The following is a 15,679-nucleotide window of genomic DNA, read 5'->3' on the forward strand; positions in this document are numbered from 1 at the left end:
TCCTCGGCGAGGATGCAAGCTAGAAGACTGCTGCGGGTCGCAACCACCGTTGCGGCCCACAGGCGTATCGGAAGCTCCGTCAACAATCACAACAACGACGAGCGACCGGACGTCGCGGAATTGCAACGAGGGGAGCACATAGCGATGCCAAAGGATATCAAGCACCTGAACCGACGTTCGGTCCTCAAGGCCGCCGGGGCGAGCGCTGCGTTCGCTGCGGTCGGCGGCCTGCCGCGCGTGGCTTTTGCCGCGCCGAAAACCATCAAGATCGGCCTCGTCATGCCGGCAACCGGCCCGCTGGCGTTTTTCACCGAGCACGTGCCGTTCACGCTCGACCAGATCAAGAAGACACTCGGCGGCAAGATCAAGGTCAACGGCACCGAGCATTCCTACGAGATCGTCATCAAGGACAGCCAGTCGAGCCCGAACCGCGCGGCCGAAGTCACTCAGGAACTGATCCTCAAGGACAAGGTCGACCTGGTCGCGGCGTTCGCGACACCCGAGACGGTCAACCCGGTCTCGGATCAGTGTGAAGCCAACGGCATTCCCTGCATCACCAATGACGCGCCGCTGGAACCCTACTTCTTCGGCCGCAAGGGCGACCCGAAGAAGGGCTTCGAGTGGACCTACCACTTCTTCTTCGCCGGCCAGCAGCTGATCGAGTCGCTGGTGCCGTACTTCAAGCGTCTCGACACCAACAAGAAGGTCGGCGCGCTGTGGCCGAACGATGGTGACGGTATCGCCCAGTCCGACAAGGAGCACGGCAACCCGCCGTTCCTGATCAAGAACGGTTTCACCGTGATCGATCCCGGCCGCTTCGACATGCCGGCGAGCAACTACAATTCGCAGATCGCCGCGTTCAAGTCGGCGGGCGTCGAGATCGTCACCGGCGTCGTGCCGCCGCCGGAGTTCACCACCTTCTGGAACGGCGCGGCGCAGCAGGGCTTCCAGCCCAAGATCGTCTACATGGGCAAGGCGCTGGAATTCCCGCCGGCGATCACCCCGCTCGGCGACCGCGCGCTGGGGCTGACCACCGAGGTGTGGTGGTCGAAATTCCACCCCTACGTCTCCGGACTCAACGGCCAGAGCTCGCTCCAGCTCGCCGACGAGTACGAGAAGGTCAGCAACCGCCAGTGGTCGCTGCCGCTCGGCTTCCGCCACGCGCTGTTCGAGGTGATCTTCGACGTGCTCAAGCGCACCCAGAGCCTCGACAAGCCGGAATCGATCCGCGACGCGATCAAGACCACCGATTACAAGTCGATCGTCGGCCCTATCAACTTCAACAAGGGCCCGTTCCCGAACTGCGCCCAGACGCCGCTGGTCATCGGCCAGTGGGAGAAGGGCAAGAAGTACCCCTACGAAATGGTCATCGTCGACAACTCGACCGCCAAGGACGTGCCTGTCGGCGGCGAGGCGCGCGTGATCAAGTACGGCTGAGCGATCGCCGCGCCGGTCCCCGAGGACCGGCGCGGACCGCACTCGCGCAAGGTGGAAATTCCCACATCATTGACCGACCGGACGCCGCACGCGTAGCTTGCGGCTGCGCCATCCATCGCGGCGCCATCCCCCATCGCAGACGGTCCGATCGCGGACCAAGGACGCAGAAGAACCACCATGCTGAAACTTGCCGGCCTCTCGAAGCGTTTCGGCGCCCTGTCCGTGATCGACAATCTCGACATGGACGTGAAGGCGGGCGAGGTGCTGGGCGTGATCGGCCCCAACGGCGCGGGCAAGACCACGCTGTTCAACATCATTGCCGGCGTGCAGGCGCCGAGCGGCGGCAGCGTGCATTTCAACGACCGCGACATCACCCGCATCAAGGTCTGGGACCGCTGCAGGCTCGGCATCGGCCGCACCTACCAGGTGCCGAAACCCTTCACCCACATGAGCACGTTCGAGAACGTCATGGTGGCGGCGGTGCATGGCGGCGGCCTCGGCATCCGCGCCGCCAAGGACAAGGCCCAGGAGGTACTGGATTTCACCGGTCTCGCGCACCGCCTGCGCACGCCCGCAGGCCAGCTGTCGTTGCTCGACCTCAAGCGGCTGGAGCTCGCGAAGGCGCTGGCACAGAACCCGCGCCTGCTGCTGCTCGACGAGATCGCCGGCGGCCTGACCGACGCCGAATGCGACTCCCTGCTCGACATCATCCGCACGGCCCATGGCCAGGGCGCCACCATCATCTGGATCGAGCACGTGCTGCACGCGCTGCGCCGCATCGCAACACGGCTGACCGTCCTGCACGGCGGCAACATCATCAGCAGCGGGCCACCCGACCAGGTGCTCGCCGACGGACGCGTCAAGGAAGTCTATCTTGGCGTTTGAGGATCAGGGAATGTCACGGCACCCCTTGCTGGCAGTGGAAAATCTGTCGGTCTATTACGGTCAGTTTCGCGCCCTCGTGGGCGCCACCGTCACGGTCGGCGCCGGCGAGATCGTGTCGATCATCGGCGCCAACGGCGCAGGTAAATCGTCGCTGCTCAAGGCGATCGTCGGCCAGGCCGACCGCACCGAGGGCGCGATCCGCTTCGAGGGCACCGATCTCGCCGGCCGCTCAACCGCGGACATCGTGGCTGGGGGCGTCGCACTGGTGCCGGAAGGGCGCCGGTTGTTTCCCTCGCTCACGGTCGAGGAGAACCTCCACATCGGCTGGGAGGTCGGGCGCCGCGGCGAGATCGGCTTCGACGACATCTACCGCTTCTTCCCGATCCTCAAGGACAAGCGGCGGCAGCTCGCGGGCGAACTGTCCGGCGGCCAGCAGCAGATGGTCGCGGTCGGCCGCGCGCTGCTCGCCAATCCCAAACTGCTGCTGTGCGACGAGATCAGCCTCGGCCTCGCGCCCACCGTGATCAAGGACCTCTACGAGATCATTCCGGCGATCAAGGCGCGCGGCATCGGCATCCTCGTGGTCGAGCAGGACATCACCCGCTCCCTCGCCGTCGCCGACCGGTTCTACTGCCTGCTCGAAGGCAAGGTGAACCTCAGCGGCCGGCCGGCCGAGACGTCCCACGACACCGTCGTCAAACACTATTTCGGACTGTAGAGACCATGCTCGGAATCTGGCTCAATCAGATCGTGCAGGGCATCCTGGTTGGCGGGCTGTATGCGCTGTTCGCCATGGGACTGTCGCTGTCGGTCGGCGTCATGCGGTTTGTCAACATCGCGCACGGCGATCTCATCGTCCTCATCTCCTTCATTCTGTGGTCGCTGACGCAGGCGCTGGGGCTGCCGACGCTGGTTGCGATCGCGATCATCCTGCCGCTCACCTTCGCCGGCGGCTACCTGCTGCAGCGCCTGCTGCTGCAGCGCGTGCTCGGCAAGGACGTGCTGTCGATCATCCTGGTCACGTTCGGCTTGTCGATCATCGTCCAGAACGGACTGCAGGGCGTCTACGGCGCCGACATCCGCAAGGTCTCCGGCGGCGCCATCGAGACCGCGACGCTGCATCTCGGCAACAACATCAACATCGGCGTGCTGCCGCTGATCATCTTCCTGTCGGCGATCGCGATGATCTGGGGCCTCGACCTGCTGCTGTACCGCAGCCGCATCGGCGCCCGCATCCGCGCGGTGTCCGACAGCGTCGCCACCGCGAACCTCGTCGGCCTGCCATCGGCGCGGATCTACGCCATCGCCATGGGCGTCGTCGGCGTCACCATGGCGATCTCGGCGGGCTTCATGGCGGTGTGGACCAATTTCGATCCGACCTCCGGCCCGAGCCGCCTGTTGATCGCGTTCGAGGCGGTGGTGCTCGGCGGCCTCGGCAGCCTGTGGGGCACCCTGGTCGGCGGCATCGTGATCGGCATTGCCCAGGCCGTCGGCGCGCAGTTCGACGCCGCCTGGCAGGTGCTCGCCGGCCACATCGTCTTCCTGGTCATCTTCCTGGCCCGGCCGCAGGGCCTGTTCCCGAAATATTGAGGTCGGCAGCGTGACGCGCTTTTTCGCCACATCCCATTCCATCCTCGCCGGCCGCGCGCTGCTGCTGCTCGGTGCCGTGTTTCTCGCCGTCGGCCCGTTCATCCTCGACCCGCGCCAGATGCAGCTCGCCACCGAGTTCATGCTGCTGCTGGTGCTGGCGATGATGTGGAACCTGCTCGCCGGCTATGCCGACATCGTCTCCGTCGGCCAGCATGCCTTCGTCGGTATCGGCGCCTATGCGTTCTTCGGCTTCCTGGTGTTCGGCAGCTTCAATCCCTATCTGTCGGTGCTGATGGCCGGCCTTGTGGCGCTCGCCTTCGCCGTGCCGATCATGGTGGTGATCTTCCGCCTGCGCGCCGCCTATCTCGCGGTCGGCAGCTGGGTGGTGGCGGAAACGCTGATGCTGGCCGCCGGCAAGCTGTCCGCGTTCGGCGGCGGTTCGGGCGTCAGCCTGCCGGTCGCTGCCGTGAGGCAGTTCGGCAGCACCATCGTCACCCGCTACACCAACATCTACTGGCTGGCACTCGGCCTCGTGGCGCTGGCATTCGTCTCCAGCTATCTCCTGATGCGTTCGTCGATCGGCCTCGGCCTCACCGCGATGCGCGACAACGAGGAAGGCGCCGGCTCGGTCGGCGTCAACCTGACCTGGTCGCGGGTGCTGTGCTTCCTGTGGGCCGCCCCGTTCCTCGGCCTCGCCGGCGCGCTGATCACCCTGCAGAAGCTGCGCGTCGCGCCGCCCGCCTCGTTCAGCATCACCGAGTGGACGGTGTACATCATCTTCATCGTGGTGATCGGCGGCGTCGGCAGCTTCGAGGGACCGATCATCGGCACGATCGTGTTCTTCCTGCTGCGCGAGTACCTCGCGGAGATCGGCGTCTGGCACTTCATCCTGCTCGGCACGCTGTCGATCGGCGTCATCCTGGTCGAGCCGCGCGGCCTCTGGGGCCTGCTCCGCCGCCTGCTGCCGGGCGACCTCATTCCGGTGTCCTATACCCCCGCGGCCCTGACCCGCACCGACAACAAGGCAGCGCCTCACCCGGCCGAATAGGCCGCGACGGCGACCGCACCAGCGGTCTGACGCGACATTGCCTGACCGAAACGACGATGGCCGGGGCACGCCCCGGCCATCGTGCGTTCCGATACGGCAAACTCAGCGCCCCGCTTGCCCCGCCGGCCGGTCGCGCAGCAGCACCCACACCACCGCGCCGAGCACCAGCAGGCCCGCCAGCATGGTCAGACCGGCCGTGTAATCGCCGGTCGTCACCTTCAGGTAGCCGATCATGTACGGCCCGACGAAGCCACCAATATTGCCGAGCGAATTGATCAGCGCGATGCCGCCCGCGGCCGCCGTGCCGATGAGGAAGGCCATCGGACGGGCCCAGAACGCGGCAAGCGAAGCATAGATGCCGCCACCGGCGATCGTCAGGAAGGCCAACGCCGTATAGGGCTGGGCGATCGTCATGCCTGCCAGCCACAGCGCGATCCCGGCGATGATCATGGGCACGGCGAAGTGCCAGCGGCGCTCGCCGGTCGCGTCCGAATGCTTGCCGTTGATCAACATCGCGATCAGGCCGGCGATGTACGGCAGCGCGCCGACGAAACCGGTCTGCACCGTCGAGAACTTCAGCTGCGCCAGGATCTGCGGCAGGAACAGCGTCAGGCCGTAGGAGCCGCAGGCGTAGCAGAAGTAGGCGAGAATGTAGCCCCACACGATGGGGCTCTTGAACGCATAGGAGAAGCTATGGCTGCCGTTCCCGGCGGCGCGCACCTCGCGGTCGAGCGTGTCGCGCAGCCAGGTCTTCTCCGCGACCGTCAGCCACGACACCTTCTCGGGACGGTCCGGCAGGCAGGCCAGCACGACGAAGCCGAGCAGGATGGCGGGAAGGCCTTCCACCAGGAACAGCAGCTGCCAGCCGGACAGGTTCATCAGCGTCTTGTCGAAGCTGACGAGCCACGCCGACAGCGGTGCGCTGGCGATGACGGCGATCGGAATGCACGCCAGGAATAGCGCGTTGGCCTTGCCGCGATGCGCGTCCGGATACCAGTAGGTGAGATAGAGGTAGACGCCGGGAAACAGGCCGGCCTCCGCCGCACCGAGCAGGAAGCGCAGGGCGTAGAACGACCAGGGTCCGCTGACGAACGCCATCGCCATGGTGATGATGCCCCACGTGATGGCGATGCGGGCGAGCCAGCGCCGCGCACCGACCTTCTCCATGATGAGATTGCTCGGCACCTCGAAGATGCAATAGCCGAAGAACAGCACGCCGGCGCCGAACGCAAACGCCGTGGTCGACAGCCCGAGCTCGCTGTTCATCTGCAGCGCGGCGTAGCTGATGTTCACCCGGTCGATGAACGACACCACCGCGAGAATGAACGGAATGAAGATGATGCGGCGATCCAGTTTGCGGATCGTCGATTGCTCGAGTTCGGAAGCCGATGGCTGCATGTGTCCCCCCAATGCGTTACTGCCTGGAATCGTGATTGCTTCGCCCGCCGTGGCGGGCGAAGGGTCGTGAGGCCGGCCGCTGCACCGTGGCGCGCGCGGCCGGCCCGAATGTCAGAGCTGTTTCACGTCGAAACGCGGCGCCGGCACCGCGACCATGGTATTGCGCAGCGGCCGACCGAACGCCGGCACGTCGATCTCGAAGCAGTCGCCGACCTGTGCGGTGATGCCGTGCGCGCAGCTCAGCAGCGCCGCCCCCATGAAATAGGCGTGCAGGTCGCCCGGCCGGCGGTGAACGTCGTAACGGAAGTGGTAATGCTCGAGATTGGCGATCGAGTGCGACATGTTGCTTTCGCCGCTGAGGAACTTGCCCTCCCACAGCGTCTCCTCGCCGCGACGGATGCGGACGGCACCCTCGACATGATCGGGCAGGTCCCCGACCAGCAGCTCGGGACCGATCGAGCACTGCCGCAGCTTGGAGTGCGCGGTATAGAGATAGTTCAGCGCCTCGGTGACCTGGTCGGAGAACTCGTTGCCCATGGCGAAGCCGATCCGCCACGGCGTGCCGTCCGGGCCGATCAGGTAGAGCCCGACGATCTCCGCCTCCTCGCCGCCGGCGAGCGCATAGGCCGGCAGCTCAAGGGGCGCTTCCGGCGGCACGATGCAAGTGCCGACGCCCTTGAAGAACCACTCGGGCTGTACGCCGATGGCACCGTACGCGGGCTTGCCGGCCTCGATGCCCATCCGGAAGATCTTCATGGAGTCGGACATCTCCTTCTCCTCGCCGTGCTCGAGCGCATGCATCTTGTCGCGGGCGTCGGCGCTGCCGAGATGGGTCAGCCCGGTGCCCGTCACCAGGAAACGCGCCGGCTCCGGGTGATCGAGCGGCGGCAGGATGCGGCCCGACGACAGAACCGCGTCATAGTCAACCGCCGCGTCGCGCGGCAGCGTGGCGCACAGCGCCGACAGGCTGACGCCCTTGCCGATCGCCGCCATCGCCAGATCGTAGGTGGTCGCGTAGCCGACCAGCGGCGCGATGGTCGCGCCGCCGGCTTCGACGATGCCGACGCGACGCTGGCCATCGGGGGTGAGGAATTGAACGAGATGCATGGCAAGTCCTGTCGTCAGCTGCGGACGTGTGGGAGGAACTCACCGGGCGGCGGTCGCCAGGTGAGGTGCGAAGCTCGGCGCGACGGAAACGGTCAGCCGCGATAGCCGCCGTGCCACCAGTGCTCGAATGGATTGGAATGCAGGATGCGGTCGATCGTGGTCGCCGCGACGCGGGGCAGCCGCGTGCCCTCGACCTGGTCGTTGATGTTGCGAAGCCCTTCGATCGCCTCGCCGACCGAACTCCAGGGGAAGTCGGTGCCCCAGAAGATCTTGTTGCGCTCGGTGATGTGATATTCCTGGGCGCAGACCAGGATGTTGTAGAACTGCCAGGGCCGGTAGAACAGCGCCGACACTTCGCAATAGACGTTCGGCTGCTTGCGCGCGACGACGATGCACTCCTCGTACCAGGGGTGCCCCATATGGGCCATGATCATCTTCAGGTCGGGATAACGCGCGGCGATGGTATCGACGTCGATCGGGCGGCCGAGCTCCACCGGCGCATTGGCGCCGAACGTCGTGCCCATGTGCATGGTCAGCGGCAGGTTGTTCTTCTGCAGGTACTCGTAGATCGGCACCAAGCGCGGATCGAGCAGCGACACGCCGTTGTAGATCGGCCCGAACTTCACGCCCTTGAGCTTGAGGTCCTCGATCGCGTGAACCAGCAGATCCATGGTGTCGGGGCGCCGCGGATCGACCGCGGCGAAGCCGACGAATTTGTCCGGGTACTTGGCCACCGCCCGCGCGGTGACCTCGTCGTCGCCGTCGATGCCGATGGCGTCCTTGTAGCGCAGCGAGAAGATGATGGCCTTGTCGACATCGGCCATGGCCTTCGCGACCGTATCGGGGTCGGCGGCGAGCCCCATGCCGGGACGGGAGATGGCGTTGAGCTCGTGAAACAGCGGCAGCGCCTGCTCAGCCTCGAACACGTTGACATGGCAATCGACGATCACGCTCCGCTCCCATGGTCCGCCCACCGCCGTTCGCAGCAGATTTCATTTACATTTAACGTTACACTAAAGCGACCCGCAACTGTCAAGAGGCGATCCTGCGGCGAAACTGCACCATCGCATTGCAACTAAGAACCCAGCTGATTTTCAGAACGAGCGGCGCTGCCTCGCAAACAGGCCTATTGTATAACGTTAAATCAAAATCCGCTCCGGACCTGTGCGGGCGGATTGTCAACCCGCCCCGAGTCGCGCACATCTGCACAGACCCTGCGCGGTGCCAGAGCCGAAGCGACCGGCCCAGACGAGGGCGAAGAGGGACCGTGCCGAACACGAGCGAGACAGCGAAGCGCCCATGACCGCCCCCGGCCCGGCTCCCAAACGACGTCGCGTCACGATCAAGGACGTCGCCGCCGCCGCCAACGTTTCGCCGATGACGGTGTCCAACGTCATCAACGGACGGCATCAGTTCGTCGGCGAAGCGACGCGCAAGGCGGTCGAGAAGGAGATCGCGCGCCTCAACTACCGTGTCCAGGAGAGCGCGCGCGGCCTGCGCACATCGTATCGCCGGTCCGTCGGCATCGCGATCGTCGACGAGACCCAGACCTTTCTCTCGGATCACTTCAACGCCCATGTGGTGGCCGGCCTCAGCAACGTGCTCAGCCGCCACAACCACACGCTGCTGGTGCAGGGCATTCCGCCGCAGCAGTTCAGCAAGTCGCTGGTGATCCAGAATTTCGCGGTGGACGGCTTCTGCGTCATCATGTCGGGACCACCGGCGCGGCGCGCCGAGATCGTGGACACCCTCGTCCGCCTCGACCAGCCCGTGGTCCTGATCCAGGAAACCACAGCACCGCGCGCGCCTGACATCTGCATCGTCCGGCAGGACGACGCCGGCGGCGGCCGCGTGCTGGCCGACCATTTCGCCGCGCGCCGGCTCGCCCGCTACCTCGTCATCAAGCCGGAAACGGAATGGCCGGCCATCGAGGCCCGCGTCGACGGCTTCTGCGAGGCCATTCGCCGCCTCGTTCCCGAAGCGTCGATCGATATCGTCCGCACCGCCACCGAGGACTTCGACAGCGTCCAGCGCAGCGTCGCGGCTTATCTCGACAGCCACGCGCTGCCCGACGCCATCTTCGGCGCCAACGACCGTCTGGCGATCGGCGCCATGCTGCTGCTGCAGGCGAAAGACATCGCCATTCCCGGCCGGGTGCGGATCGCCGGCTTCAACGGCTTCGAATCCCGCCGCTACGCCCGCCCCCTGATCACCACGGTGATGTCGCCGGCCTACGCCATCGGCGAGCGCGCTGCCGAGGCCTTGCTCGAACGCTTCGCGGGCGACAGCTTTCGCGAGACCGACGTGGTGCTGCCCGTGCATCTCGATCCCGGCGAGACCACCTGATCAGGATCCGGCGGCGCCCGGCCAGCGGCCACAACGCGCGTTCGCGCACAGCGGGATGCGGCGGCGTCATAAACACAGCGATGTCGAGGGGAAATGGAGCGGGCGATGAGAATCGAACTCACGACATACAGCTTGGGAAGCTGTCGTTCTACCACTGAACTACGCCCGCGTGAGGCGGACCATACCCGCCCGATCTGACCTCCGGCAAGATCAAGATTGGCCCAAAACCCAATAAAATGAATCGAAAAGTCGATGGGTTGTCGCGCCGCGGCCCGGCTTCTGCGCGCCTGCGCCCGTGCGCCGCAGCACCCGCCGACAATTTGACAGACATTTGAATTGCATTGGAGACAGTAACCTTAGCGAAGCATAACGGTGAACGGCGTGGACAATTCCCCAATCGCGCACCGACCACCCGCTACGAAGGATTCGCCAGCAAACAAGCGATTCGCGCGGTGGGGAATGCAGAACCAGCACTCGGAACGACCATCCAGGTTCGTCGCTTTCGGGCGACGCAAGATCGCGTCCAGCGTCTGTATCGTCGACGGCAAGCAGCACATCCGCACCTTCCTCGCCGACACCCTCGAAGAGCTGGGGCTGTTGACCTGCGGCGCGCGCGACGCCGATGAGCTCGGCACGCGCCTCGACCAGCAGCATGTCGACGCGGTACTGCTCGGCCTGTCCGCCGGCGGTGTTGCTGCGGGCGACGTGCTGGCGGTCCTCGCCGAGAAGGCGTTCGACGGCCAGGTGCTGCCGATCGGCCCCGCCGGCTCACCGGCGGTGGAGGCGATCCAGCAGCTCGGCGCGGAACTCGGCCTCGTCATGCTGCCGACACTGACGACGCCGTTCGGCACCGACCGCCTGCGCGCCAGCGTCGCCGCGATGATGCCGGCCGAAGGGCCGCCGAGCGCGCCCGTCGACGTCGCCGAGGCGCTGAAGTCGGGCTGGCTCGAACTGTGGTACCAGCACAAGGTCGATGCCCGCACGCTGGTGTCGCGCGGCGCCGAGGCGCTGGTGCGGATGCGCCATCCGTCGTGGGGCGTGGTGCCGCCGGCCTATTTCATTCCCGCCGAGGGTGATCCGCATTTTCGCAGCCTGTCGGAATTCGTGATCGGCCGCGCGCTCGACGACTGGCAGTACTTTCTCAGCCAGAGCGGCCCGGTCGACCTCTCCATCAACCTGCCCGCAGCTTTCCTCACCGATGCCACCGCCGTCGAGCAGCTTTGCCTGCAGATGCCGCGCCACCCCGCCTTCAGCGGCCTGATGATCGAGATCAGCGGCTCAGACACGGTGCGCAATCTCGACATGCTGCTCGAGGTCGCGCGCCGCGTGCGCTTCCACAACATCGCGCTGTCGATCGACGACATCGGCGCCGACTGGCCCGACCTGATGGGCATCGATCGCTTCCCCTTCACCGAACTCAAGGTCGACCGCAGCCTGATCACCGGCTGCGCCGACGACCGCCTCAAGCGTTCGGTGTGCCGACGCATTGTCGAGCTCGCCAACGGCTACGGCGCGCGCACGGTGGCCGCAGGCGTCGAGACCCGCGCAGACCTGATGGCGGTGCACGAGATGGGCTTCGACCTCGCACAGGGCTTCCTGTTCGGACGCCCGGCCGCACCGCGCAAGTTCGCGCGCGCCACGCTGGGACGGCCCCTGGCGGTGGCGAGCGCCTGAGAGCCAATCCGGCTCCGCTGCTCAGGCTCCCACGATCACGGCCTTCGCTACCTCCACGAAGCTCCGCGAGGCCGCCGACAGCGAGCGCCCCGACCGCGTGATCAGCGACAGGTTGCGGCGCACGACGGGATCGACCAGCGGCACCGCAACGAGATCGGGGAACTGGAGCATCGGCACGAGATAGGCCGGCAGCACCGAGACGCCGAGGCCATGGGCCGTCATCGACAGCGCGGTGTTGAGCAGCGATGTTTCCAGCGCCGGCGTGAAGACGCGGCCATCGGCGGCGAGCGCCGTATCGATGAGATGGCGGATGCTGGTGCCCTGCGGTACCGAGATGGTGGCATAACGGCGAAGATCGTCCCAGCTCATTTCCGCGCGTGTCTCGAAGGTGCCGTCGCGCGGCGCGATGGCGCTGAGACGATCGCTGATCAGCGTCTCCAGCGCGATGTCCGGGTTGTCGTTCTCGACCGTGCCGATGCTGAATTCGGCTTCGCCGGACAGGATCTTGGGGATCAGCTGATCCGCACCGACGTCCAGCATCTGAATCCTGATCGCCGGATGCGCGTTACGAAATCTTTTCAGGACCCGCGGCATCAGCGCGGACGCCACCCCCGCGGTCACCGCGAACGCAACACGGCCGATGCTCTTGTCTCCCAGACCCCGCATATGGTTGGCGAGCCCGCGCAGTTCACCCAGGATCCGCTCGACCCAGACGATCGCCTCGTCGGCGGCTGGCGTCGGATTCAGGGCACGGGTTGTTCGATCGAACAGGCGCGCCTGCCACTGCTCCTCCAGTTGTCGCACCAGCAGACTGACCGCCGACTGGGTCAGGTGCATCTCCGCCGCGGCGCGGGTCAGGCTTCCCAGCCGATAGGCCAGGGCGAAGGCTTCGAGCTGACGCAGAGTGGCATTCATGAGCATTCCTTCTGAACCCACAATTATTATCCATCTTTTTCGGATGGATGGGAATTCAGTAGGGTCTCGCCAATCGCTGGCGCCTATCGGACACCCCGAAAACGGCATCGACGTCAGCACGACCTGGGAGGGAACATGGCGAATCAAGGCGCGACAACGAGGCTGTCCACCGACGTCCTGGTCATCGGCGCCGGCCCGGTCGGGCTGACGCTGGTGCTGGACCTGGCCTGGCGCGGCGTCGATGTCGCCGTCGTCGAGACGCGGCACCGCTCCGAGCGCCCGAGCGTCAAATCCAACCATGTCGCCGCCCGCTCGATGGAGATCTTCCGCCGGCTCGGGGTCGCCACCAAGGTGCGCGATGCCGGCCTGCCCGCCGACCACCCCAACGACGTGGCGTACCGCACCTCGTTCCTTGGCACCGAGCTGACGCGCATCCCGATCCCCTGCCGCGCCGACCGCTACACCGCGACCGGTGGCCCGGACACGTGGTGGCCGACGCCCGAGCCGCCGCACCGCATCAACCAGATCTATCTCGAGCCAGTACTGTTCGACCATCTCGCGGAGCAGCCGTGCGTGCGCATCCTCGACCGCACCTCCCTGCAGTCGTTCAGCCAGACGGCGGACGGCGTCGTCGCCGAGGCGACCAGCCTCGACAGCGGCACGACCATCGAGATCGCCTGCAAGTTCATGGTCGGCTGCGACGGCGGCGGCTCGATGGTGCGCAAGGCCATCGGTGCAAAACTCAGCGGCGATCCGATGCTGCAGCGGGTGCAGTCGAGCTACATCCGCGCGCCCGACCTGCTGCCGATGCTGCAGGCGAAGGGCGGCGTCCGCGCCTGGGGGTCGTTCGCCATCAATCCGCGGCGCACCGGCAACGTCTACGCCATCGATGGCCGCGAGACCTGGCTGGTCCATGCCTACATGCACGAGCACGAGACCGAGTTCGAGGCCGTCGACCGGGACGCCGGCATTCGCGACCTGCTCGGCGTCGGCCCCGACTTCACCTACGAGCTGATCAGCAAGGAGGACTGGATCGGCCGACGTCTCGTGGTCGACAAGGTCCGTGACCGCCGCGTCTTCATCTGCGGCGACGCCTGTCATCTGTGGGTGCCGTTCGCGGGCTACGGCATGAATGCCGGCATCGCCGACGCCACCAACCTGTCGTGGCTGCTCGCCGGCCATCTCGCAGGATGGGCCGACGCCGGCATCCTCGACGCCTATGAGGCCGAGCGGCTGCCGATTACCGAGCAGGTGTCCCACTTCGCGATGAAGCACGCCATCGCCATGAGCAAGGCACGGCGCGAGATCCCGGCGGCGATCGAGGCCGACGGTCCGGAGGGCGAGCGCGTGCGCGCCGCCATCGGCCAGGCTGCCTACGAACTCAACGTCCAGCAATATTGCTGCGCCGGACTGAACTTCGGCTACTTCTACGAGGGATCGCCGATCATCGCCTATGACGAGGAGCGCGCGCCGGCCTACAGCATGGGCGACTTCACGCCGTCCACGGTGCCCGGCGCGCGCGTGCCGCATCTGTGGCTCGCGCCGGAGCGTTCGCTCTATGACGCGATGGGCAAGGGCTACACGCTGCTGCGCTTCGATCCGGCGGCGAACGTCGATGGCATGACCGCGGCGGCCGACGCGGCCGGCATGCCGCTGACTGTGCTCGACGTGCCGCGGGCGCAGGCGCCGGACGTCTATCGCCACGCCTTGCTGCTGGCGCGGCCGGACCAGCACATCGCCTGGCGCGGCGACACACTGCCCGCCGACTGCCGCACGCTGATCGACCTGCTGCGGGGCGCACGGCGCGGCGCGGCCTGACCATCATTGACGCCTGCGGCCGGGACGCCACGCCCCGGCCGGACCACGACAAAAAGCAACGGCCGGACCGCAGGGATCCGGCGCCTCGGGAGGGACGGGACATGACCGATGTACGGCTTCAAGCCGCCGGCGACTTCATCACGGAGGATGTCGCGCACAGCCGCGTGATGACGAAGGTGTTTCGTCGGCTGATCGGCTTTCTCTTCGTCGCCTACTTCTTTTCCTATCTCGACCGCATCAACATCGGCTTCGCCGCGCTGTCCATGAACAAGGACCTCGCGCTGACGGCGACCATGTTCGGTTTCGCCAACACGCTGTTCTACCTGACCTACATGCTGTTCGAGGTGCCCAGCAACCTGCTACTGGAGCGCTTCGGCGCCCGCATCTGGCTGGCGCGGATCATGGTGACATGGGGCCTCGCCTCCACCGCGACGATGTTCGCCACCGGCCCCTACAGCCTCTACTTCGTGCGTGCGCTGGTCGGCCTCGCCGAAGCCGGATTCGTGCCGGGCGTGATCCTCTATCTCAGCTACTGGTTCCCGGCGGCGCAGCGGGCGCGCGCCATGGCGCTGCTGATGATGGCGATGCCCGCCACCTTCATGCTGGGCTCGCCGGTGTCGGGGCTGATCCTGCAGCTGCACGGCGCGTTCGGCATCGCTGGCTGGCGCTGGCTGTTCCTGCTCGAGGGACTGCCGTCGATCATCCTCGGCATCGTCACTTACTTCTATCTCACCGATCGGCCCAGCGACGCCAGGTGGCTCACGGCGGAAGAGCGCCAGGTGATCCAGCATGCACTCGACAGCGAAGGTCGCACCGTGCCGGCCGCGCGCAGCGGCAGCATGTGGCAGGAACTGCTCGGTGCCCGCGTGCTGCTGCTGTCGCTCGGCTACTTCTGCCTCGTCACCTCGCTGAACACCTATGCCACCTGGACGCCGCAGATCATTCGCGAGTTCCTCGCTGGTTCGCACAGCTTCACCACCATCGGCCTGCTCGGTGCGATCCCGTCGCTGTTCACGCTGATGGCGATGCCGCTGATCAGCTTCAGCTCGGACCGGCTGCAGGAACGCCTCTGGCACACCGTGGCGCTGTTCGCGCTCACCGCGCTCGGCTGGCTCGCCGTCGTGACGTTCGCCGACGCATCCTGGCGTCTCGCCGGCCTTGTGCTGGTGTCGATCGGTGCGTTCAGCGGCATGGCGATCTTCTGGGCGTTCGCCACGCCGCTGCTGTCGGTGCGCAATCGCGCCGGCAGCATCGGCCTGATCAGCTCGGCCGGCATTCTCGGCTCCGCTGTCAGCCCGACCGTGGTCGGGCTGCTGCGCGATCTGTCGGCAAGCTTCAACACCGGCATCTGGTATGCGATCGCCCTGCTGATGATCGGTGTGGTGACGCTGCTCGCCGCCGCCGGCATCGCCCGGCGCGCCGGCTGAGACGACCCTGCGGATAGAATAGCCGCGGAACAAC

At 66.4% G+C, this 15,679-nt stretch carries 13 protein-coding genes and 1 tRNA gene; 9 read left to right on the top strand and 5 right to left on the bottom strand.

All coding sequences use genetic code 11. The features are described from left to right. The first annotated feature begins 144 nt into the window (after nt 1-144). The 5 genes from JQ639_RS21565 to JQ639_RS21585 all read left to right on the top strand — a co-directional run bounded on the left by JQ639_RS21565 (nt 145) and on the right by JQ639_RS21585 (nt 4,960). Complete coding sequence (locus JQ639_RS21565) at nt 145-1,437, top strand: ABC transporter substrate-binding protein (RefSeq protein WP_211968304.1); 1,293 nt, start codon at nt 145-147, stop codon at nt 1,435-1,437. 177 nt (nt 1,438-1,614) lie between these two features. Further along, nucleotides 1,615-2,322 carry an ABC transporter ATP-binding protein gene (locus tag JQ639_RS21570; protein WP_211968305.1) on the top strand — a complete coding sequence of 236 codons (708 nt, stop codon included), beginning with the start codon at nt 1,615-1,617 and terminating at the stop codon, nt 2,320-2,322. A gap of 10 nt (nt 2,323-2,332) precedes the next feature. After that, nucleotides 2,333-3,040, top strand: coding sequence for an ABC transporter ATP-binding protein (locus JQ639_RS21575; RefSeq protein WP_211968306.1), 708 nt, complete (start codon nt 2,333-2,335; stop codon nt 3,038-3,040). 5 nt (nt 3,041-3,045) lie between these two features. After that, the gene (locus tag JQ639_RS21580; RefSeq protein ID WP_211968307.1) at nt 3,046-3,912 is read left to right on the top strand and encodes a branched-chain amino acid ABC transporter permease; all 867 of its coding nucleotides are present in this window, start codon (nt 3,046-3,048) and stop codon (nt 3,910-3,912) included. A gap of 10 nt (nt 3,913-3,922) precedes the next feature. Continuing rightward, entirely contained in the window at nt 3,923-4,960 is a 1,038-nt protein-coding gene (locus JQ639_RS21585; RefSeq protein WP_211968308.1) for a branched-chain amino acid ABC transporter permease, read from the top strand. A 102-nt stretch (nt 4,961-5,062) separates the two neighbouring features. Here JQ639_RS21585 and JQ639_RS21590 read toward each other — a convergent pair whose 3' ends face one another. The 3 genes from JQ639_RS21590 to JQ639_RS21600 form a co-directional block, all read right to left on the bottom strand. Then, a complete protein-coding gene (locus tag JQ639_RS21590) occupies nt 5,063-6,358 on the bottom strand; it encodes an MFS transporter (RefSeq protein ID WP_211968309.1) in 1,296 nt (431 codons plus the stop codon). A gap of 111 nt (nt 6,359-6,469) precedes the next feature. Then, nucleotides 6,470-7,465 (bottom strand): AraD1 family protein, encoded by a 996-nt coding sequence (araD1, locus tag JQ639_RS21595; RefSeq protein WP_211968310.1) that lies wholly within the window; start codon nt 7,463-7,465, stop codon nt 6,470-6,472. A gap of 92 nt (nt 7,466-7,557) precedes the next feature. Next, entirely contained in the window at nt 7,558-8,415 is an 858-nt protein-coding gene (locus JQ639_RS21600; protein WP_211968311.1) for an amidohydrolase family protein, read from the bottom strand. 349 nt (nt 8,416-8,764) lie between these two features. Here JQ639_RS21600 and JQ639_RS21605 point away from each other — a divergent pair, with 349 nt between their 5' ends. Further along, nucleotides 8,765-9,811, top strand: a complete 1,047-nt coding sequence (locus JQ639_RS21605) for a LacI family DNA-binding transcriptional regulator (protein WP_211968312.1) — start codon at nt 8,765-8,767, stop codon at nt 9,809-9,811. 94 nt (nt 9,812-9,905) lie between these two features. Here JQ639_RS21605 and JQ639_RS21610 read toward each other — a convergent pair. Next, nucleotides 9,906-9,980, bottom strand: a tRNA-Gly gene (locus JQ639_RS21610). A gap of 290 nt (nt 9,981-10,270) precedes the next feature. Here JQ639_RS21610 and JQ639_RS21615 point away from each other — a divergent pair. Then, the gene (locus tag JQ639_RS21615; protein WP_211968313.1) at nt 10,271-11,485 is read left to right on the top strand and encodes an EAL domain-containing response regulator; all 1,215 of its coding nucleotides are present in this window, start codon (nt 10,271-10,273) and stop codon (nt 11,483-11,485) included. A gap of 21 nt (nt 11,486-11,506) precedes the next feature. Here the strand turns inward: JQ639_RS21615 and JQ639_RS21620 are convergent, their stop codons facing one another. After that, complete coding sequence (locus JQ639_RS21620; protein ID WP_211968314.1) at nt 11,507-12,400, bottom strand: LysR family transcriptional regulator; 894 nt, start codon at nt 12,398-12,400, stop codon at nt 11,507-11,509. A 135-nt stretch (nt 12,401-12,535) separates the two neighbouring features. Here JQ639_RS21620 and JQ639_RS21625 point away from each other — a divergent pair, with 135 nt between their 5' ends. After that, nucleotides 12,536-14,218, top strand: coding sequence for an FAD-dependent oxidoreductase (locus tag JQ639_RS21625; RefSeq protein WP_211968315.1), 1,683 nt, complete (start codon nt 12,536-12,538; stop codon nt 14,216-14,218). 101 nt (nt 14,219-14,319) lie between these two features. Then, on the top strand, nt 14,320-15,645 hold the full coding sequence (locus JQ639_RS21630; protein WP_211968316.1) for an MFS transporter: 1,326 nt from the start codon (nt 14,320-14,322) through the stop codon (nt 15,643-15,645). Nucleotides 15,646-15,679 lie beyond the last annotated feature (34 nt).

The sequence above is a fragment of the Bradyrhizobium sp. U87765 SZCCT0048 genome, from assembly GCF_018131225.1.
Classification (GTDB): Bacteria; Pseudomonadota; Alphaproteobacteria; order Rhizobiales; family Xanthobacteraceae; genus Bradyrhizobium_A.